Annotated in this window: 19 protein-coding genes; 13 read left to right on the plus strand and 6 right to left on the minus strand. The window is 62.7% G+C overall.

Features of this window, described 5'->3' with window-relative positions:
- The first annotated feature begins 74 nt into the window (after positions 1 to 74).
- Genes ssuD through NCS67_RS25425 form a run of 3 tightly spaced genes read left to right on the plus strand, consistent with a single transcriptional unit; the run spans position 75 to position 2,796 of the window.
- Positions 75 to 1,223 (plus strand): FMNH2-dependent alkanesulfonate monooxygenase, encoded by a 1,149-nt coding sequence (gene ssuD / locus NCS67_RS25415; protein ID WP_250437133.1) that lies wholly within the window; start codon positions 75 to 77, stop codon positions 1,221 to 1,223.
- Positions 1,220 to 2,002: an aliphatic sulfonate ABC transporter permease SsuC gene (gene ssuC, locus NCS67_RS25420; protein WP_008347569.1), complete on the plus strand. Its 783-nt coding sequence runs from the start codon at positions 1,220 to 1,222 to the stop codon at positions 2,000 to 2,002. The genes ssuD and ssuC overlap by 4 nt, the downstream gene beginning before the upstream one ends.
- Positions 1,999 to 2,796 (plus strand): ATP-binding cassette domain-containing protein, encoded by a 798-nt coding sequence (locus tag NCS67_RS25425; RefSeq protein ID WP_175980525.1) that lies wholly within the window; start codon positions 1,999 to 2,001, stop codon positions 2,794 to 2,796. Before ssuC ends, NCS67_RS25425 begins: the two co-directional genes overlap by 4 nt.
- A 23-nt stretch (positions 2,797 to 2,819) precedes the next feature.
- Here the strand turns inward: NCS67_RS25425 and NCS67_RS25430 are convergent, their stop codons facing one another.
- Positions 2,820 to 3,293 (minus strand): Lrp/AsnC family transcriptional regulator, encoded by a 474-nt coding sequence (locus tag NCS67_RS25430; protein WP_250437134.1) that lies wholly within the window; start codon positions 3,291 to 3,293, stop codon positions 2,820 to 2,822.
- A gap of 135 nt (positions 3,294 to 3,428) precedes the next feature.
- On the opposite strand from NCS67_RS25430, the gene NCS67_RS25435 reads away from it, so the two are divergent.
- From NCS67_RS25435 to NCS67_RS25445, 3 genes are all read left to right on the plus strand, one after another.
- Positions 3,429 to 4,802: an amino acid permease gene (locus NCS67_RS25435; protein ID WP_008347574.1), complete on the plus strand. Its 1,374-nt coding sequence runs from the start codon at positions 3,429 to 3,431 to the stop codon at positions 4,800 to 4,802.
- A gap of 11 nt (positions 4,803 to 4,813) precedes the next feature.
- Positions 4,814 to 6,019 carry an amino acid aminotransferase gene (locus tag NCS67_RS25440; protein WP_250437135.1) on the plus strand — a complete coding sequence of 402 codons (1,206 nt, stop codon included), beginning with the start codon at positions 4,814 to 4,816 and terminating at the stop codon, positions 6,017 to 6,019.
- Between the two features lie 67 nt (positions 6,020 to 6,086).
- On the plus strand, positions 6,087 to 7,640 hold the full coding sequence (locus tag NCS67_RS25445) for an AMP-binding protein (RefSeq protein WP_250437136.1): 1,554 nt from the start codon (positions 6,087 to 6,089) through the stop codon (positions 7,638 to 7,640).
- Between the two features lie 376 nt (positions 7,641 to 8,016).
- On the opposite strand, the gene NCS67_RS25450 is transcribed toward NCS67_RS25445, so the two are convergent.
- The 4 genes from NCS67_RS25450 to NCS67_RS25465 all read right to left on the minus strand — a co-directional run bounded on the left by NCS67_RS25450 (position 8,017) and on the right by NCS67_RS25465 (position 11,683).
- Entirely contained in the window at positions 8,017 to 9,201 is a 1,185-nt protein-coding gene (locus NCS67_RS25450; protein ID WP_250437138.1) for a benzoate/H(+) symporter BenE family transporter, read from the minus strand.
- Between the two features lie 8 nt (positions 9,202 to 9,209).
- A complete protein-coding gene (gene catC / locus NCS67_RS25455) occupies positions 9,210 to 9,488 on the minus strand; it encodes a muconolactone Delta-isomerase (RefSeq protein ID WP_008347582.1) in 279 nt (92 codons plus the stop codon).
- Positions 9,489 to 9,526: 38 nt separating this feature from the next.
- Positions 9,527 to 10,654: a muconate/chloromuconate family cycloisomerase gene (locus tag NCS67_RS25460; protein ID WP_008347583.1), complete on the minus strand. Its 1,128-nt coding sequence runs from the start codon at positions 10,652 to 10,654 to the stop codon at positions 9,527 to 9,529.
- Between the two features lie 105 nt (positions 10,655 to 10,759).
- Positions 10,760 to 11,683: a LysR family transcriptional regulator gene (locus tag NCS67_RS25465; RefSeq protein ID WP_008347585.1), complete on the minus strand. Its 924-nt coding sequence runs from the start codon at positions 11,681 to 11,683 to the stop codon at positions 10,760 to 10,762.
- Between the two features lie 177 nt (positions 11,684 to 11,860).
- Here NCS67_RS25465 and catA point away from each other — a divergent pair, with 177 nt between their 5' ends.
- The 7 genes from catA (at position 11,861) to NCS67_RS25500 (ending at position 18,495) form a co-directional block, all read left to right on the plus strand.
- Positions 11,861 to 12,796 (plus strand): catechol 1,2-dioxygenase, encoded by a 936-nt coding sequence (gene catA, locus NCS67_RS25470; protein WP_250437140.1) that lies wholly within the window; start codon positions 11,861 to 11,863, stop codon positions 12,794 to 12,796.
- A gap of 105 nt (positions 12,797 to 12,901) precedes the next feature.
- Positions 12,902 to 14,260, plus strand: a complete 1,359-nt coding sequence (locus NCS67_RS25475) for a Rieske 2Fe-2S domain-containing protein (protein ID WP_033536408.1) — start codon at positions 12,902 to 12,904, stop codon at positions 14,258 to 14,260.
- Positions 14,257 to 14,745: a benzoate 1,2-dioxygenase small subunit gene (gene benB, locus NCS67_RS25480; RefSeq protein WP_008347590.1), complete on the plus strand. Its 489-nt coding sequence runs from the start codon at positions 14,257 to 14,259 to the stop codon at positions 14,743 to 14,745. Before NCS67_RS25475 ends, benB begins: the two co-directional genes overlap by 4 nt.
- 35 nt (positions 14,746 to 14,780) lie before the next feature.
- Positions 14,781 to 15,809 (plus strand): benzoate 1,2-dioxygenase electron transfer component BenC, encoded by a 1,029-nt coding sequence (gene benC, locus NCS67_RS25485; protein ID WP_250437142.1) that lies wholly within the window; start codon positions 14,781 to 14,783, stop codon positions 15,807 to 15,809.
- Positions 15,806 to 16,582, plus strand: coding sequence for a benzoate diol dehydrogenase BenD (gene benD, locus NCS67_RS25490; protein ID WP_008347595.1), 777 nt, complete (start codon positions 15,806 to 15,808; stop codon positions 16,580 to 16,582). The genes benC and benD overlap by 4 nt, the downstream gene beginning before the upstream one ends.
- Before the next feature lie 19 nt (positions 16,583 to 16,601).
- Complete coding sequence (locus tag NCS67_RS25495; protein WP_033536407.1) at positions 16,602 to 17,009, plus strand: RidA family protein; 408 nt, start codon at positions 16,602 to 16,604, stop codon at positions 17,007 to 17,009.
- A gap of 145 nt (positions 17,010 to 17,154) precedes the next feature.
- Positions 17,155 to 18,495 (plus strand): MFS transporter, encoded by a 1,341-nt coding sequence (locus tag NCS67_RS25500; RefSeq protein ID WP_008347599.1) that lies wholly within the window; start codon positions 17,155 to 17,157, stop codon positions 18,493 to 18,495.
- Between the two features lie 19 nt (positions 18,496 to 18,514).
- On the opposite strand, the gene NCS67_RS25505 is transcribed toward NCS67_RS25500, so the two are convergent.
- A complete protein-coding gene (locus NCS67_RS25505; protein WP_008347602.1) occupies positions 18,515 to 18,709 on the minus strand; it encodes a hypothetical protein in 195 nt (64 codons plus the stop codon).
- Positions 18,710 to 18,743 lie beyond the last annotated feature (34 nt).

Below are 18,743 nucleotides of genomic sequence, written 5' to 3' on the forward strand. Positions count from 1 at the left end.
CGACGCGTCGTTAGACTCGTTCGAGCGCCGCTGCATTCCTGCGCGCGGCAAGCCCTCTCTCAGACACGACGAACATGAATGTTTTCTGGTTCATCCCCACGCACGGCGACAGCCGCTATCTCGGCACGTCGCAAGGCGCGCGCGCCGCGAATTACGATTACTTCCGTCAGATCGCGGTAGCCGCCGATACGCTCGGCTACGAAGGCGTGCTGCTGCCCACGGGCCGTTCCTGCGAGGACGCGTGGGTGGTCGCGTCGAGCCTCATTCCCGCGACGAAGCGCCTCAAGTTTCTCGTCGCGATTCGCCCTGGCCTGAGCTCGCCGGGATTGTCGGCGCGCATGGCATCGACGTTCGACCGGCTCTCGCACGGGCGTCTGCTCATCAACGTCGTGACGGGCGGCGATCCGACCGAACTCGCGGGCGACGGCGTCTTTCACGATCACGACACGCGCTACGAAATCACCGACGAATTCCTCACGATCTGGCGCGGCCTGCTCGAACAGTCGCACGACAACGGCAGCTTCGATTTCGACGGCAAGCATCTGCAATCGCAGGGCGGCAAGGTGCTGTATCCGCCGGTGCAGAAGCAGCATCCGCCGCTGTGGTTCGGCGGTTCGTCGGCGGCGGCGCACGATATCGCGGCGAAGCACATCGACACGTATCTCACGTGGGGCGAGCCGCCCGCGGACGTCGAGAAGAAGCTCGCCGATATCCGCAGCCGCGCGAAAGCGCAAGGGCGCGACATCAAGTTCGGCATTCGCCTGCATGTGATCGTGCGCGAGACCGAAGAGGAAGCATGGGCCGACGCCGACAAACTCATCAGCAAGCTCGACGATGAAACCATCCGCCGCGCGCAGGCCTCGTTCGCGAAGATGGATTCCGAAGGCCAGCGACGCATGGCCGCGTTGCACGGCGGCAGCCGCGACAAGCTGGAGGTGTATCCGCATCTGTGGGCGGGCGTCGGGCTCGTGCGCGGCGGAGCGGGCACCGCGCTCGTCGGCAATCCGGAGCAGGTCGCCGGGCTGATGAAACAGTACGCGGAACTCGGCATCGATACGTTCATCCTGTCGGGTTATCCGCATCTGGAAGAGTCGTATCGTTTCGCCGAACTGGTGTTTCCGCTTCTGCCGCGCAAGCAGCGCGAGCAGGCGAGCGGGCCGCTCTCGGGGCCGTTCGGCGAAGTCATCGGCACGTCGGAATTGCCGCGCGCATCGGCATCATGAAACTGGCATTCATTGCTCGCCGCGCGCTGCCGTGGCTCGTGCCGTTGATGATCCTCATCGCTTGGGAAAGCGCCGCGCGCACGGGCGGACTGTCGTCGCGCGTGCTGCCCGAACCGCTCGCGGTGGTGAAGGCGGCGTGGGCACTGATCGAATCCGGCGATCTGTGGGCCAACGTCAAGGTCAGCGCGGGCCGCGCGCTCGCGGGCTTCGCGATGGGCGGCGGAATCGGCTTCGTGCTCGGTCTCGCGACGGGTCTTTTTAAGCCCGCCGAAATCGCGCTCGACTCGACCGTGCAGATGATCCGCAACATCCCCGCGCTCGCGATGATTCCGCTCTTGATCCTGTGGTTCGGCATCGGCGAGGAAGCGAAGCTCGTGCTCGTCGCGCTGGGCGTGTTCTTTCCGGTCTACGTCAACACGTATCACGGCATCCGCTCGGTCGATCGCGACCTGATCGAGATGGCGAGAAGCTACGGCTTGTCCGGCTTCGCGCTGTATCGCGATGTGATTTTGCCGGGCGCGTTGCCGTCGATACTCGTCGGCGTGCGCTTCGCCTTCGGGCTGATGTGGGTGATGCTGATCGTCGCCGAGACCATTTCCGCGCAGTCGGGCATCGGCTATATGACGATGAACGCGCGAGAGTTCCTGCAAACCGATGTCGTGGTCGTCGGCATCCTGCTGTACGCGCTGCTCGGCAAACTCGCCGACATGGCCGCGCGCGCGATCGAACGCGCGACCTTGCGCTGGCATCCGGCGTATCAAACGAAGGCGCAATCATGAATCTGATCGATATCGACACGCTGACGCCCGCGTTCAGGCGCGTCGAAACACATGCGCGCGCGCCGCTCGGCGGGCGCGATATCGCCGTGTCGCTGCGCGGCGTGGAGAAGCGCTTCGGCGAGCGCACGGTGCTGGATCGGCTGGACTTGTCGATCGAGCGCGGCAGTTTCGTATCGATCGTCGGGCGCAGCGGCTGCGGCAAGTCGACGTTGCTGCGGCTCATCGCCGGTCTCGATCAACCGACCGGCGGCATTCTGCAGCGCAACGCCGCCGCGCGATCGGACGAACTGCAAGTGCGGATCATGTTTCAGGACGCGCGTCTCTTGCCGTGGAAGAGCGTGCTCGACAACGTGATGATCGGCCTGCCGCGCGAGAAGCGCGACGAAGCCCGCGCGACGCTTGCCGAGGTCGGCCTCGCGGAACGCGAGAAGGACTGGCCGTCGCGTCTGTCGGGCGGGCAGCGTCAGCGTGTGGCGCTGGCGCGCGCGCTCGTGCATCGGCCGGATCTGCTTTTGCTCGATGAACCGCTCGGCGCGCTCGATGCGTTGACGCGCATCGAAATGCAGGGCTTGATCGAGCGTTTGTGGCGTGAACATCGGCTCACCGCGCTGCTGGTCACGCACGATGTGCAGGAAGCGGTGTCGCTCGGCGATCGCATTGTGCTGATCGATGCGGGGCGCATCACGCTCGATACCGACGTCCCGCTGCCGAGGCCGCGCACGCGCACGGCGCCGGGGTTTGCCGAACTCGAGGAACAGGTGCTTTCGCGGGTGCTTCAGCGAGGTTCGACGTGATCCTGGCGTGAGCGCCGCCCTCACTATCCCTCCAGCGGCACCGCGCTCACGCACTTCAACTCGTCGAGACATACGCTCGACTTCACGCCGCTCACGCCGGGAATACGCATCAGCGTGTCGAGCAGAAACTCCGACAAGCCCTTCAGGTCCCGCGCGATCACCTTCAGCATGTAATCGATATCGCCGGTCACGGCGAAGCATTCCTGAATCTCCGCGAGCTTGCCGACGACGCCCTTGAACTTCGCGAGGTCGCGCACGTGCCCGCGCTCCATCGTCACCTGAATGAAGGCGACGACGCCGAAGCCCAGCGCCTGCGCATCGAGCCGCGTCTCGTAGCCCTTGATGACACCCGTTTCTTCCAGCCGCCGATGCCGCCGCAACGTCTGCGCCGGCGACAGGTTGATCGCTTCCGCCAGTTCGAGATTGGAGATGCGTCCGCGCGACTGCAGTATCCCGAGCAAACGCAGGTCGATACGATCGATCTCGATAGTCTGCAATTTTCTTTCTCCGATGAACCAATCGATGAAATCCGGACGCGCAAACTAGGGTTTGTCTGCGCGCGTTAGGAAATCATATTGTGCCGTAACAAATTTACACTGATTCCCCTAAATCGAGCACAAGGAGAGAGACACGTGACACATGAGGGACACGGCACGCTCAAGCGCGGCCTGAAGAACCGTCACATTCAGCTGATCGCGCTCGGCGGGGCGATCGGCACCGGGCTTTTTCTCGGCATCGCGCAGACGATCAAGTCGGCGGGACCATCGGTGCTGCTCGGCTACGCGATCGCGGGCATCGTCGCCTTTTTCATCATGCGGCAACTGGGCGAGATGGTCGTCGACGAGCCGGTCGCGGGTTCGTTCAGCCACTTCGCGGACAAATACTGCGGACAGTACGCGGGCTTTCTGTCGGGCTGGAATTACTGGGTGCTCTACATTCTCGTGTCGATGGCCGAGCTGTCCGCCGTCGGCATCTACGTGCAGTACTGGTGGCCGGGCATCCCGACGTGGATCTCCGCGCTCGTCTGCTTCTGCATCATCAACGCGATCAATCTGACGAGCGTGAAATCGTATGGCGAGCTGGAGTTCTGGTTCGCGATCGTGAAGGTCGTCGCGATCGTCGGCATGATCGGCTTCGGCGGCTGGCTGCTGTTCTCGGGCAGCGCCGGGCCGGACGCGAGCGTGACCAATCTCTGGCGTCACGGCGGCTTCTTCCCGAACGGCGTCTCCGGTCTCGTCATGGCGATGGCCGTCATCATGTTCTCGTTCGGCGGGCTGGAGCTGGTCGGCATCACCGCGGCCGAAGCGGACGATCCCTCGCACACGATTCCGCGCGCGACCAATCAGGTGATCTATCGCATTCTGATTTTCTACGTAGGCGCGCTCGGCGTGCTCCTTTCGCTGTATCCGTGGCAGAAGGTGGTGACCGGCGGCAGCCCGTTCGTGCTCATCTTCCATGCGATGAACAGCAACTTCGTCGCGCATGTGCTCAATGCCGTGGTGCTCACTGCGGCGCTCTCGGTCTATAACAGCGGCGTGTATTGCAACAGCCGCATGCTCTATGGTCTCGCGCAGCAGGGCAATGCGCCGCGCGCGCTGCTCAAGGTCAACCGGCGCGGCATTCCGCTCGCCGCGCTCGGCGTCTCCGCGCTCGCGACGGCCGTCTGCGTGCTCATCAACTATCTGATGCCGGGCAAGGCGTTTGAGTTGCTGATGGGGCTCGTCGTGTCGGCGCTCATCATCAACTGGGCGATGATCTCGCTCATCCATCTGCAATTCCGACGCGTGAAGGCGCGCAATGGCGAAACGACCGTGTTCAAGAGCCTCGGCTATCCGCTCACCAACTATCTGTGCCTCGCGTTCCTCGCGGGCATTCTCGTGGTGATGTGCCTGATCCCCGATCTGCGCATCTCGGTCTATCTGATTCCCGTGTGGCTCGCGGTGCTCGGCGTCGGCTATGCGATTCGCAATCGCCGTCGCGCGAGTGCGGCCTTGTCGCGCGTCTGAAGGAGACGGTCATGTTCGAACACATCGATGCCTATCCCGGCGATCCGATCCTTTCGCTCAACGAAGACTTCGCGAACGATCCGCGCGCGGACAAGGTCAATCTGAGCATCGGCATCTACTACGACGACGAAGGCCGTCTGCCGGTGATGCGCGCCGTGCGCGAAGCGGAAGCGCAGTTGCTCGCGGAACCCGCTGCGAAACCGTATCTGCCGATGGCGGGCTTCGCGGCGTATCGCGATGCCGTGCAGTCGCTCGTATTCGGCGACGATTCCGCAGCGCGCATCGAAGGCCGCATCGCGACCGTGCAGACGCTCGGCGGCTCCGGCGCGCTCAAGGTCGGCGCGGACTTCATCAAGCGCTATTTCCCGGCGTCGCACGTCTGGGTGAGCGATCCGACGTGGGATAATCATCGCTTCATCTTCGAGCGCGCGGGCTTCACGGTCGGCACGTATCCGTACTACGACGAAGCGAGCGGCGGCCTGAAGTTCGACGCGATGCTCTCGGCGATCCTCGATCTGCCTGCGAAGAGCGTCGTGCTGCTGCACGCGTGCTGTCATAACCCCACGGGCGTCGATCTGAACGATGCGCAATGGGCGATGCTCATCGATGCCATCAAAGCGCGCGACTTGCTTCCGTTCATCGACATGGCGTATCAGGGCTTCGGCGCGGGACTCGATGCGGATGCGTTCGCGATTCGCGAGCTGGTTCGCCGCAACGTGCCCGCGCTGATCGCCAATTCGTTCTCGAAGAACTTTTCGCTCTACGGCGAGCGTTGCGGCGCGTTGTCGGTGATCTGCGAATCGGCGGAGATAGCGGCGCGCGTGCTCGGTCAACTGACGAGCGCCGTGCGCGCGAACTACAGCAATCCGCCGACGCATGGCGCGAGGATCGTCGCGCGCGTCTTGACGACGCCCGCGTTGCGGCAATCGTGGCAGGAAGAACTGGCGTCGATGTGCACGCGCATCGCGCGCATGCGTAGCGCGATTCACGCGCGTCTTTCCGGCAACGTGCCCGATGCGATGCTTGCGCGTTACGTCGAGCAGCGCGGCATGTTCACGTACACGGGGCTTTCCGCCGCGCAGGTCGATGTGCTGCGCGAACGGCACGGCGTCTATCTGATCCGCTCGGGCCGCATGTGCGTCGCGGCGCTGAACGAGCGCAACGTCGATGCGACCGCAAGCGCCATCGGCGAAGTGCTGTCGAAAGCGATCGCGTAGCCGCTCATTTTCGCCTCATTGTGCGCGGGCACACTGCATCCATCGCTGATGAAGGAGGGATGCAGTCATGGAAACGTTTCGCTCTTATGTCGATGGGCTGCTCGACCAACTCGACGCGCACGCCGATCGCACGGTGCTGCGCTATCTCGACGACGACGTGACCGGCGCGGCGTTTCGCGCATCGATCTATCGATATGCGCGGGCGCTTGCGTCGTTCGGCGTCACGCGCGGCGGGTTCGTCGCGATGTTCGCGCCGAACTGCCCCGATGCGCTCGCGATCCGCTACGCGACCGGCCTGCTCGGCGCGACGACGATGTTCCTGCCCGCGATCACGCGCGCGGAACAGCGCGCCGCGTTCGTCACGCGCATGCAGCCGACGTTGCTCATCGCCTTCGAACAGACGAAGCATCTCGTGCCGGCGCATAGCGGCGCGCGTCTCGCGTATGTCGGAACGGGGCCGGCGCGTTTGCGGCTGGATATCCGGGCGCGCGTGCAGCACGATCTGCCGGTTGAGAGCCGCGCACGACCCGACGATCTCGCCGTGGTGGTGTCATCGGGCGGCTCGACCGGCGTGCCGAAAGCGAGCCGCCGCAGCTTCGCCGCATATTCGACGATGGTGAGCGCGCCGAGCCCCGAGGATCGGCGGCAGCTCGTCAACGGCGCGCTTGCGTATCTGTCGCAAGTGCTCGTCGATAACACGTTGATGGGCGGCGGCATCGTCGTGCTGAAGCCTGGCTACGATCCCGCCGAAACGCTCGCGACGATCGAAGCCGAGCGCATCACGGACGCCTTGCTCGTCGAACCGCAACTGTTCGAAACGATGGATCATCCGGACGTTCATCGGCGCAATCTGTCTTCGTTGCGCTCGGTCGCGCATATCGGCGGATCGGCGCCCGCGATTTTGCGGCGGCGCGCGATCGAGCGCCTCGGCCCGGTGCTCACGCACATGTACGGCGCGAGCGAAGCGGGGCTCGTGAGCGTGTTGACGCCGTCGGACTATCTCGTCGATGCGAGTCTGCTCGAGAGCGCCGGGCGTATCCGGCCGGGCGTCGAGGTGCGGATTCGCCGCGCCGACGGCACGTTCGCGCGTCATGGCGAGCACGGCGCAATCGAGGTGAAATCGAAGGCGGTGGCGCAGGGCTATTACCGGCAGCCGATCGAAGCGGCGCAGAAGTTTCGCGATGGCTGGTGCATGACGGGCGATATCGGCTTCATCGACGGGAGGGGTTATCTGCATGCGATCGGACGTGGAGGGGATGTCGCCGAAATCGATGGTGCCGTCGTCGGTCCGGCGCAGATCGAAACGCCGCTTTGTGCGTTGCCCGATGTGCGCTATGCGCGCGCTGTTGCATCGGCCGATGCTGCGCGCGGTTATGTGTGGGATGTCGTAGTGGTGCCGTGGACAGGAAGGCGTGTGGATGTCGCGCGTTGCATGCGGGCGCTTGAATCGGCGTGTGGGGTCGCAGTGGCGAAGGTTGTGCGGATGGCTGCCGTGCAGCGCGTGCCGCTTACCGAGCAAGGGAAGGTGAATCGGGCGGCGATTGGGTTCTGGTGTCGGGAGGCCTTAAGTACCAGGTGTACATTCGGCCAAGCGGGTGCGATGCCGGCTGCAGTCAGTTGAAATATTGTCCTTGGTAAGTAAGCACGCCGATCGACGACGTAAAGCTACCGCCATCGACAAGTCCCTCACTCATGCCTCGGAGCACGATCAAGGCATTTGCCGAATTGAGCGTGCCCGAAGATCGAACGCAGCCGTAATGACACCATTGCTACCGCCCTGCGCGTTTTGAGTGGTGTATTCCTGTTTAACGCTCGCGAACGGGAGTTAAACATTCTCGGCATGGTAGCCACCCGATCCAATAGGATCGACGCCGCTAATACGCACGTCTTCAAGCGTGAACTTCTGGAAGTCGAGCGGCGTCCCGCCTGACTTGCGCATCGTGAGGATGGCTCTCGGGATAACCGTGCGTTTTGAAGGCATACACGCAAAGTCCGAATTAGCCCCTGTCCCTCGCCCGCCCCAACACCAAATGCGCCATCGTCCCCAGCACGATCCCCCAAAACGCCGACCCCAACCCGAGAAAACTCATATTCGAAGCCGTCGCGATAAACGCGATAAACGAAGCTTCCCGATGCGCCTCATCCTGCACCAGCCCCACGACGTTCGCCGCGATCGCGCCGAGCAGCGCGAGACCGGCGAGCACCGCAACGAACGCATTCGGCAGCGCGGCGAACAGCATGACGACCGTCCCCGCAAAGCATCCGCCGATCAGATAGAAGACGCCATTGGCGATGCCCGCAACATAACGATTCGCCGGGTCGCGATGCGCATCGGGCCCGGTGCATAGCGCCGCCGTAATCGCCGCGATGACGATCGTGATGCCGCCCGAAAACGCGACGAGCATCGATGCGAGGCCCGTCGTCATGAGCACGGGACGCGTCGGCGTCTGATAACCCGACACGCGCAAGATCGAAAAGCCAGGCAGGAATTGCCCCGTCAGACTGACGATGACGAGCGGCAACGCAAGACTCACGGTCGATTGCCAGGACCAAGTCGGCATCGTGAATACGGGGCGCGTGAGATGAAGGCTGACCGACTCGAGATGCGTCAGGCCGAGTGCCATCGCCAGCGCACAGCCGGACGCGAGAACCAGAATGAGGCAGTAGCGCGGCGCCCATCGGCGAAAAACGAGGAAGCTCGCGATCATGCCCAACGCGAGCCACGGCGTAACGGCAATCGACTTGAATACGTTCGTGCCGAACTGAAAGAGAATGCCGGCCATCATCGCGCAGGCGATGCCCTTCGGTATGCGCTTGACGATCTCATCGAACCATCCCGACAAGCCGAGCACGAAGATGCACGCGCCCGCGACGATATACGCGCCGATCGCCTCGCTCACCGGCATGCCCGGAAACAGCGTGACGAGCAGCGCCGAACCGGGCGCCGACCACGCGGTGATGATCGGCTGCTTCAGCCACACACTCAGCGCGATGCCCGAAACGGCCGCGCCCATCGAGATGGACCAGACCCACGACGCGATCACGTCGTTGCCGACATGTGCCGCGTGCGCGGCCTGGAAGAGAATCGCGAGCGGTCCGGCATACGAGATGATGACGGCAAGCAACCCGGCGCTCACCGCCGATACCGACCCGCTTCCTTCCCGCGATACCGGAATCGACATGCGCGGCTTCAGCGAATCGACGACGGATGATGCGCGAGCGCCGTCACTTGCATCGTCATGTACGGGAAGAGCGGCAGGCCGGACAAGATCGTGTGCAGTTCATCGTGCGAATCGACATCGAAGACGCTGTAGTTCGCATATTCGCCGACCACGCGATGCAACTGCTGCCATTTGCCTTGCCGCTGCAGTTCCTGCGAGTATTCCTTCTCGCGGGCCTTGATTTCATCGGCTTTGGCGGCGGGCATGTCGTGCGGCAGATGAACGTCCATTCTGACGAGATAAAGCATGATGTCCCCAATCGTTGTTGATGCGTTGATTCGATGATTCAAGCGCGCTTGTCGCGACGATAAAACGCGAGCTTCGCTTCATCGATCTGAAGCCCGAGGCCCGGTCCTTCCGGCAAGTGCAGATCGAAGTCGCGATACTGCGGACGCGCCGTGACGATGTCGTCCTTCAACAGCAGCGGCCCGAACAGTTCCGTGCCCCACGCGAGCTGCGGCAACGCGCTGAAACCATGCGCCGATGCAATCGAGCCGATGCTGCCTTCGAGCATCGTGCCGCCGTAGAGCGAGACGCCCGCCGCATCGGCGATGGCGGCCGTGCGCATCATTCCGTAGATGCCGCCGGACTTCGCGATCTTCAGCGCGAACACATCGGCGCATGCGTGACGCACGAGTTCGAGCGCGTCCTCGGGGCCCGTCACCGCTTCGTCGGCCATGATCGGCACGATGAAGCGCGCCGCGAGCCGCGCGAGCGTGCCGCGCTGCTCGCGCGGAGTCGGCTGTTCGATGAGATCGATGCCCGCTGCCTGAAGTGCTTCGATGCCGAGCGACGCATCGGTCTCGCTCCATGCCTGATTCACGTCGACGGTGACTTTCGCGCGATCGCCGAGCGCGGCCTTGATCTTCGATACATGCGCGACGTCATCGCGCACGCCGCGCCGGCCGATCTTCAGCTTGAATGTGTTATGACGGCGTTCGGCCAGCAGCATTTCCGCTTCTTCGATATCGCGCTGCGTGTCGCCGCTCGCGAGCGTCCAGAGTACCGGAAGCGTCTTGCGCACCGCGCCGCCGAGCAACTCCGACACCGGCACGTTCAACCGCTTGCCTTGCGCGTCGAGCAGCGCCGTTTCGAGCGCGCACTTCGCGAAGCGATTGCCGCGCGCGACCTTGTTGAGCTTCAGCATCGCCGCGTTGATGTTGCTCGCATCCTGTCCGATGAGCGCGGGCGCGAGATAGGTATCGATCGTCAGCTTGATGCCTTCGGGGCTTTCATCGCCGTAAGACAGGCCGCCGATGGTCGTGGCTTCGCCAATGCCCTCGATGCCGTCGCTCGTGCGCAGACGGACGATGACGAGGGTTTGCTGCTGCATCGTCGCCATCGCGAGTTGATGCGCGCGAATGGTCGGGAGATCAACCAGAATCGCTTCGACGGAGGTGATTTGGGCGTTCATACCTGAAATGTCGGAATGGAGAGGTTGATGCAGTATTGCGCGCCCGTTTGCCGCCTGTCCAAGACCATTCGCGTCTAGTGCGATACCCCCCAGGTATGACGCGCGTCATCGCCCCCGATCCGTGCGCGCCGTGTAAGGAATCTTCTCCTCGTCATACAGCCGGTAAATGAGTTCGAGCATTTCCTTGATGTCGCGCGATTCGTCGAGCGCGCGCATGCTCATGATGACCGGCGAAACGAGCGTGGGATCGTCGAGTTCCTTGTAGCTCACGTCGTCGCGCTTCAGGCCGTGGACGCTGCTCGGCACGACGGAAATGCCTTCGCCCGCCGCGACGAGCCCCAGCGCGATCTGCAATTCGCGCACTTCGTAGATCTTGCGCGGCGCGAGCCCGCGATCCTGAAACGCCGCGAGCACCTGATCCGCATAACTCGGGCGCGGCGACTTCGGAAAGATGATGAGCGTCTCGTTGACGAGATCGCGCAGCGAGAGAATGGGCTTCGCGAGCGAGAGCGGGTGCCCGAGCGGAAGCGCGACGATCAGTTGCTCTTCGCGCAAGATCACGCGACGGATGTTGGCATCCTCATGACGAATGCGCCCGAAGCCCACATCGATGCGGCCATCCTTGAGCGCGCGGATCTGGTCCATCGTCGACATTTCGTGCAGGCTCAGTTCGACGGTCGCGTTCTCGTCGCGAAAGCGCCGGATGATCTTCGGCAGCATGCCGTAGAGCGTCGAGCCGACGAATCCCACCGAAAGACTGCGCTCGATATTGCCTACGCGGCGCGTCATCGATTCGAGTTCGGCGGTCTGCGCGAGCAACTGCACCGCATGCGAATAAAAGAACTTGCCGGTCTCCGTGAGCTTGAGCGGCCGCGAGTTGCGTTCGAAGAGTTGCACGCCGAGCGTTTCTTCGAGTTGCTGTATTTGACGGCTCAAAGGCGGTTGTGCGATATGCAGCCTTTCGGCCGCGCGCGTGAAGTTTCTTTCTTCCGCCACCGCCACGAAGTAACGCAGGTGTCGCAACTCCATTCAATACCTCCTGGATATGGCCCGATACTAAATCAGTGTTGGACTGGGCTTCTTTACGTCCATTATCCTGCCTTCACGCTCTGTTTCAACACCCGACTATACCTTCCGAGCATATCTGCACAGGTGATGAAGCGAGGGTTAACCCCCACCAGAAAATTGCGAGATTCAGGAGAAGACATGAGCATCAAAGTGTTCGATACGAAGGAAGTGCAGGACCTGCTGAAGGCCGCTGCGAACATCGGGAGTCAGGACGGCAATGCTCGCGCCAAAGAGATCACGCATCGCCTGTTGAGCGACCTCTTCAAGGCGATCGACGACCTCGACATGACGCCCGATGAAATCTGGGCCGGCGTCAATTACTTCAACAAGCTCGGTCAGGATGGCGAAGCGGCGTTGCTCGCCGCCGGCCTCGGTCTGGAGAAGTATCTCGACATCCGCATGGATGCCGCAGACCGCGAAGCCGATATCCACGGCGGCACGCCGCGCACCATCGAAGGCCCGCTGTATGTGGCCGGTGCGCCGGTGCGCGAGGGCGTGTCGAAGATCGATCTCGATCCCGATGCGAACGCCGGCCCGCTCGTCATTCGCGGCACGGTCACGGGTCACGATGGCAAGCCGGTTGCGAATGCGGTCGTCGAATGCTGGCACGCCAACTCGAACGGCTTCTACTCGCACTTCGACCCGACCGGCGCGCAAAGCGATTTCAATCTGCGCGGCGCAGTGAAAACGGGCGCGGACGGCAAGTACGAATTCCGCACGCTGATGCCGGTCGGCTACGGCTGCCCGCCGCACGGCGCGACGCAGCAACTGCTGAACTCGCTCGCGCGTCATGGCAATCGTCCGGCGCACGTGCACTTCTTCGCGACGAGCGAGAAGCATCGCAAGCTGACGACGCAGATCAACATCGAAGGCGATCCGCTGATCTGGGATGACTTCGCTTATGCGACTCGCGAAGAACTCGTTCCGCATGTCGTCGAAAAGACGGGCGGCACGGCGCTGGGGCTGAAGGCCGACGCGTACAACGAAATCGTGTTCGACATCCAGTTGACGCCGCTCGTGCAGGGCAAGGACAACCAGTTCGTCCAGCGCCCGCGCGCATCCGTCACCGCGTAATTACGCAACAGCGGCGGTCAGCCCGCCGCCGCCCGAATCTCCGTACGACCCCTTCGATACCGATGCATGCGCTCCGTCGCCGGAACGCGCATAGGGAGAACTCATATGTCCGCCATCACCGACAAAGCCACGCAGCTCGATGAACTGCTGCAAAACGCCGTCCAGGACGACAAGGAGAGTGGCATCTTCCGTTGCCGCCGCGACATCTTCACGAACGCCGATCTGTTCGATCTCGAGATGAAACACATCTTCGAGAGCAACTGGGTGTATCTCGCGCACGAAAGCCAGATCCCGAACAACAACGATTACTACACGACGTGGATCGGCCGTCAGCCCATCGTGGTGACGCGCGACAAGACCGGCGAGTTGCACGCGGTCATCAATGCATGCGCGCACAAGGGGGCGATGCTCTGCCGCCGCAAGCACGGCAACAAGGGCAGCTTCACCTGTCCGTTCCATGGCTGGACGTTCTCCAACACCGGCAAGCTGCTGAAGGTGAAGGACGAGAAGACGACCGAATACCCGATCCAGTTCAACACGCACGGCTCGCACGATCTGCGCCGCGTGCCGCGTTTCCAGAACTATCGCGGCTTTCTCTTCGGCAGCCTGAATGCGGATTCGATGCCGCTCGAAGACTATCTCGGCGAGACGAAGGTCATCATCGATCAGATCGTCGATCAGGCGCCGAACGGCCTCGAAGTCTTGCGCGGCAATTCCTCGTACATCTACGACGGCAACTGGAAGATGCAGATGGAAAACGGCTGCGACGGTTATCACGTCAGCACCGTGCATTGGAATTACGCCGCGACGATGGGCCGCCGCAAGATCGAAGGCACCAAGGCCGTCGATGCGAATAGCTGGAGCAAGTCGGTCGCGGGCGTGTACGGATTCGATCATGGCCACATCCTGTTGTGGACGAAGACGATGAATCCGGAAGTGCGGCCGGTATATCAGCATCGCGAAGAGATCAAGGCGCGCGTGGGCGAAGTGCAGGCGGATTACATCGTCAATCAGACGCGCAATCTGTGCCTCTATCCGAACGTCTTTCTGATGGATCAGTTCAGCACGCAGATTCGCGTGGTGCGCCCGCTTGGCGTCGACAAGACCGAGGTCAGCATCTTCTGCTTCGCGCCGAAGGGCGAGAGCGCCGAAGATCGCGCGACGCGCATCCGTCAGTACGAAGACTTCTTCAACGTGACCGGCATGGGCACGAGCGACGACCTCGAGGAATTTCGCGCGTGCCAGTCGGGTTATGCGGGCATCACGGCGATGTGGAACGACCTCTCGCGCGGCGCGCCGCTTTGGGTCCACGGTCCTGACGAGAACGCGCAGAACATGGGTATCAAGCCGCTCATTTCGGGCGAGCGCAGCGAAGACGAAGGACTCTTCGTCGTGCAGCACGAATACTGGGTCAACGTGATGCGCGACGCGTTGAAGAAGGAACAAGGGGAGGCACTGGCATGAGCTTCGACTACCTGAAAATCTGCGCGACGCTGTATCGCGAAGCGCGTCTGCTCGACGATCGTCAATGGGACGAATGGCTCGGCTGCTATGCGGAAGACGTCACGTACTGGATGCCCGCATGGGACGACGACGATCAGATCACCGATGACCACGAAAGTCAGATCTCGTTGATGTATTACCCGGATCGCGGCGGCCTCGAAGATCGCGTGTTCCGCATCAAGACCGAGCGCAGTGGCGCTTCGATGCCCGAGCCGCGCACGAGCCACAACGTCACCAACGTGGAAGTGCTGGCCGAGCGCGAGAACGAAGTGGATGTGCGCTACAACTTCGACACGCTCAATCACCGCTACAAGATCACCGATCATTTCTTCGGCACGATCTTCGTGACGCTGCGCAAGGTCGACGACATTCTGGTGATTGCGCACAAGAAGATTGTGCTGAAGAACGACTATATCCGCCAGGTGCTCGACGTCTATCACGTCTGACACTCGCGGTGACGAGACAGGAAGTAGGAGGCGCCATGTCCAGCTACAACATTGCACTGAATTTCGAAGACGGCGTGACGCGTTTTGTCGAATGCAAGGCGGGCGAGAAAGTTCTCGACGCCGCATTCCGCGCCAAGATCAATCTGCCGATGGATTGCTCCGACGGCGTCTGCGGCACCTGCAAATGCCGCGCCGAAAGCGGCAACTATGATCTCGGCGACGACTACATCGAAGACGCGCTTTCCGACGACGAAAAGGAAAGCGGTCTCGTGCTCACCTGCCAGATGGTGCCATCGAGCGATTGCGTGATCGCGGTCCCGGCATCGTCGACGGCATGCAAGACCGCGCAGAGCAAGTTCGCCGCGACGGTCACGAAGATCGAGCCGCACAACGACGCCGCCGTCGTGCTCGAACTGGATGTGGATGCCGCTACGCCCGCGCCGGTTTTTCTGCCGGGCCAGTACGTGAATATCGATGTCCCGGGTAGCGGACAGCATCGTTCGTATTCGTTCTCGTCGGCGCCGGGCGGGACGAAGATCAGCTTTCTCATCAAGAAGATTCCCGGCGGCGTGATGAGCACATGGCTCGAATCCGCGCAGGCCGGTCACACGGTCGAGCTGACCGGTCCGCTCGGCAGTTTCTATCTGCGCGGGGTGGAGCGTCCGCTGCTGTTCCTCGCGGGCGGCACGGGTCTCGCGCCATTCCTCTCGATGCTCGAAGTGCTCGCACGCGCGAACTCGCAGCAGAAGATTCACCTCATCTATGGCGTGACGCGCGATCTCGATCTCGTGCAAGTCGAAGCGATCGAAGCCTATACGGCGCGGTTGCCGAACTTCACGTTCAGCACCGTCGTCGCGGATGCGGATTCGAACCATCCGCGCAAAGGCTGGGTGACGCAGCACATGCCCGCCGAATCGCTGAATGACGGCGATGTCGATGTGTATCTCTGCGGCCCGCCACCGATGGTCGATGCCGTGCGCAAGCACTTCGACGATAGCGGCGTGAAGCCCAACAGCTTCCACTACGAGAAGTTCACGCCCAACGCCGCGCCGGTGGCAGCATGAGCACGCAACGATTTGCCGGCAAGGTGATGGTCGTGACCGGCGCGGCGCAGGGCATCGGGCGCGGCGTGGCGCTGCGTGCGGCGGCGGAAGGCGCGAAGGTGGTGCTCGTCGATCGCGCGGACTTCATCGGGGAAGTGGCCGCCGAAGCGCAGGGCGCGGATACGGCCGGCTTCGTCGCCGACATGGAAACGTATGAAGGCGCGGCATCCGCGATGGCGTTCGCAGCGCGCACGTTCGGCGGCATCGATATCCTGATCAACGGCGTCGGCGGCGCGATCCGCATGCGTCCGTTTGCCGAGTTCGAACCCGCGCAGATCGACGCCGAAATCCGGCGCTCGCTCATGCCGACGCTCTACGCGTGCCATGCCGTGTTGCCCCATATGCTCGAACGCGGGCGCGGAACCATCGTGAACGTGTCTTCGAACGCGACGCGCGGGATTCGTCGCGTGCCGTATTCGGCGGCGAAAGGCGGCGTCAACGCAATGACGCAGGCGCTCGCGATGGAATACGGCGAGCGCAACATCCGCGTGGTCGCAGCCGCGCCGGGCGGCACCGAAGCGCCCGCGCGACGCGTGCCGCGCAATGCGAGCGGCGACAGCGAGCAGGAAAAAGTGTGGATGGGCGAAGCGGTGAAGCAGGTCACCGAATCGACGTTCTTCAAACGCTACGGCACGCTGGACGAACAGATCGCGCCGATTCTCTTCCTCGCATCGGACGAAGCGAGCTATATCACCGGCGCGGTATTGCCCGTCGCCGGCGGCGATAACGGCTGATCTCACGGGAGACGCAATCATGAGTGAACGCAAGGCAATCGTTCCCGCGGGAATGGAAGCGGTCTACGAAAAGATCCGCTATGCGCCCGCCATCAAGGCCGGCAATACGATCTACGTGTCCGGGCAGATTGGACGCGATGCGAACATGCAACTGGTCGAAGACCGCGAAGCGCAGATCGTGCAGGCTTTCGACAATCTCGAGCTCGTGCTCGAAGCGGCGGGTGCTTCGTTGAGCGATGTCGTCGACGTGACGAGCTTTCATACCGACATGCGTGATCTGCCGTTGTTCATGCAGGTGCGCGAGCGTTATCTGAACACGCATCCGCTGCCGGCGTGGACCGCGATCGGCGCGCATATGCTCGGTGGTTCCGCGGGTTATATCGTCGAAATCAAGGCGGTCGCCGTAGTGACGGCGAGCGCGTCGTAACACGCAAGAAACGTCAACGTAAAAAGAACCGACCTTGCTGCGCCATGCACGCAGCAAGGAGAACGCGCGCGCGTTCATCGTTCCGCCTGATCAATACATTAAAAATCGCGGAATCAAAGCAAGTCCTACATCCTTGGAGACACCCATGCGGCAAATAGACGTGCAAAAGCTATGCGACGATGCCCGGTTCAGCAAGTTTCATTTGCTGCTTCTGTTCTGGTGCGCGCTCATCATCATCTTCGACGGATACGATCTCGCGGTCGTCGGGATCGCGCTTCCGTCGATCATGAGCGACATGGGCATTCAGCCGACGAGCGCCGGATTCATGGTCAGTTCCGCGCTGCTCGGCATGATGATCGGCGCGGTGTTTCTCGGCACGATTGCCGACAGGATCGGCCGCGTGCCCGCCATCGTCATTTGTCTGCTGCTGTTCAGCGTATTCACGGCCGCGGCCGGATTGACGCGCGATCCCGTGACGTTCGGCATCGCGCGCTTTCTCGCGGGACTGGGCATCGGCGGCGTCATGCCGAATGTCGTCGCGCAAATGACCGAGTATTCGCCGCGCAAGATCCGCAGCACGATGGTCACGCTGATGTTCAGCGGATATTCCGTCGGCGGCATGCTCGCGGCGCTCGTCGGCAAGGGGATGATCGAGCGCTACGGCTGGCAATCCGTCTTCATCGCGGCGGGCCTTCCGGCGCTGCTCGCGCCTGTGATCCTCAAGTACATGCCCGAGTCGCTCGCATTCCTCGTGCGAAACGAACGCGCGGCGCGCCTGAAGGACATTCTTTCGCGCGTCGATCCGCGCTATGTGCCGCAAGAGGCCGACCGCTTCGCGCTTTCCGATCGCGAAGCCGCGCCCGGTTCGCCGATCGCGCGACTCTTCGCCGAAGGACGCGGCATGAGCACCGTCATGTTGTGGATCGCGTTCTTCATGTGCCTCTTCATGGTCTACGCGCTGAGTTCGTGGCTGACGAAACTGATGGCTGGCGCGGGGCACAGCCTCGGCTCGGCGCTCACATTCGTGCTCGTTCTGAACTTCGGCGCGATGATCGGCGCGATCGGCGGCGGATGGCTCGCGGACCGCTTCAACATCAAGTACGTGCTGATCGCCATGTACGCGCTCGCCGCGATTTCCATCAGCCTGTTGGGCGTGAAGGTGCCGGTCGGCGTGCTGTTTTTCCTGGTGGGTCTCGCGGGCGCATCGACGATCGGCACGCAGATCGTCACGTATGCGTTCGCCGGTCAGTTCTATCCGACCGCGATCCGCTCGACGGGCATCGGCTGGGCGTCTGGCATCGGGCGCAGCGGGGCGATTCTCGCGCCTATCGTGATCGGCTTTCTCGTGAGCAAGGCGTTGCCGCTGCAGCAGAACTTCGTCGCCATCGCGGTGCCCGGCGTCATCGCGATGCTTGCCGTTTGTCTGATCGATGCGCGTCGTTCGCGCAATGACGCCATCGCCGTGGCCGCCGCCGATCCGGCGTAACGACGCGTGCGCCCGGCAATCACTCCTTCGCGGGCTTCGGTTGCCGGGCCTTCTGCGGCTCGGATGGAGCGCCGCGCTGCGTCGGCGCGCGCGTGCAGGCATCGGGCGGCGTGACATAAGGCACGTCGTGGCAGCAGCACGCATAGACCGGAAAGCCGTACGCGTTCGTGCGGACGATGGTCGTCGGTCCATGCAACGGACACACCGCTTTCATGCAGCCTCCTGAAAATGAAAACGCAGTCAATCAG

It is taken from the genome of Caballeronia sp. ATUFL_F2_KS9A (assembly GCF_023630765.1).
Taxonomy (GTDB): Bacteria; Pseudomonadota; Gammaproteobacteria; order Burkholderiales; family Burkholderiaceae; genus Caballeronia; species Caballeronia zhejiangensis.

Bases quoted from the DNA above. Each gene is read 5' to 3' on its own strand.
- ssuD (WP_250437133.1), top strand. From the start codon at position 75: ATGAATGTTTTCTGGTTCATCCCCACGCACGGCGACAGCCGCTATCTC.
- ssuC (WP_008347569.1), top strand. From the start codon at position 1,220: ATGAAACTGGCATTCATTGCTCGCCGCGCGCTGCCGTGGCTCGTGCCG.
- NCS67_RS25425 (WP_175980525.1), top strand. From the start codon at position 1,999: ATGAATCTGATCGATATCGACACGCTGACGCCCGCGTTCAGGCGCGTC.
- NCS67_RS25440 (WP_250437135.1), top strand. From the start codon at position 4,814: ATGTTCGAACACATCGATGCCTATCCCGGCGATCCGATCCTTTCGCTC.
- NCS67_RS25445 (WP_250437136.1), top strand. From the start codon at position 6,087: ATGGAAACGTTTCGCTCTTATGTCGATGGGCTGCTCGACCAACTCGAC.
- NCS67_RS25450 (WP_250437138.1), bottom strand. From the start codon at position 9,201: ATGTCGATTCCGGTATCGCGGGAAGGAAGCGGGTCGGTATCGGCGGTG.
- catC (WP_008347582.1), bottom strand. From the start codon at position 9,488: ATGCTTTATCTCGTCAGAATGGACGTTCATCTGCCGCACGACATGCCC.
- NCS67_RS25460 (WP_008347583.1), bottom strand. From the start codon at position 10,654: ATGAACGCCCAAATCACCTCCGTCGAAGCGATTCTGGTTGATCTCCCG.
- NCS67_RS25465 (WP_008347585.1), bottom strand. From the start codon at position 11,683: ATGGAGTTGCGACACCTGCGTTACTTCGTGGCGGTGGCGGAAGAAAGA.
- catA (WP_250437140.1), top strand. From the start codon at position 11,861: ATGAGCATCAAAGTGTTCGATACGAAGGAAGTGCAGGACCTGCTGAAG.
- NCS67_RS25475 (WP_033536408.1), top strand. From the start codon at position 12,902: ATGTCCGCCATCACCGACAAAGCCACGCAGCTCGATGAACTGCTGCAA.
- benB (WP_008347590.1), top strand. From the start codon at position 14,257: ATGAGCTTCGACTACCTGAAAATCTGCGCGACGCTGTATCGCGAAGCG.
- benC (WP_250437142.1), top strand. From the start codon at position 14,781: ATGTCCAGCTACAACATTGCACTGAATTTCGAAGACGGCGTGACGCGT.
- benD (WP_008347595.1), top strand. From the start codon at position 15,806: ATGAGCACGCAACGATTTGCCGGCAAGGTGATGGTCGTGACCGGCGCG.
- NCS67_RS25495 (WP_033536407.1), top strand. From the start codon at position 16,602: ATGAGTGAACGCAAGGCAATCGTTCCCGCGGGAATGGAAGCGGTCTAC.
- NCS67_RS25500 (WP_008347599.1), top strand. From the start codon at position 17,155: ATGCGGCAAATAGACGTGCAAAAGCTATGCGACGATGCCCGGTTCAGC.
- NCS67_RS25505 (WP_008347602.1), bottom strand. From the start codon at position 18,709: ATGAAAGCGGTGTGTCCGTTGCATGGACCGACGACCATCGTCCGCACG.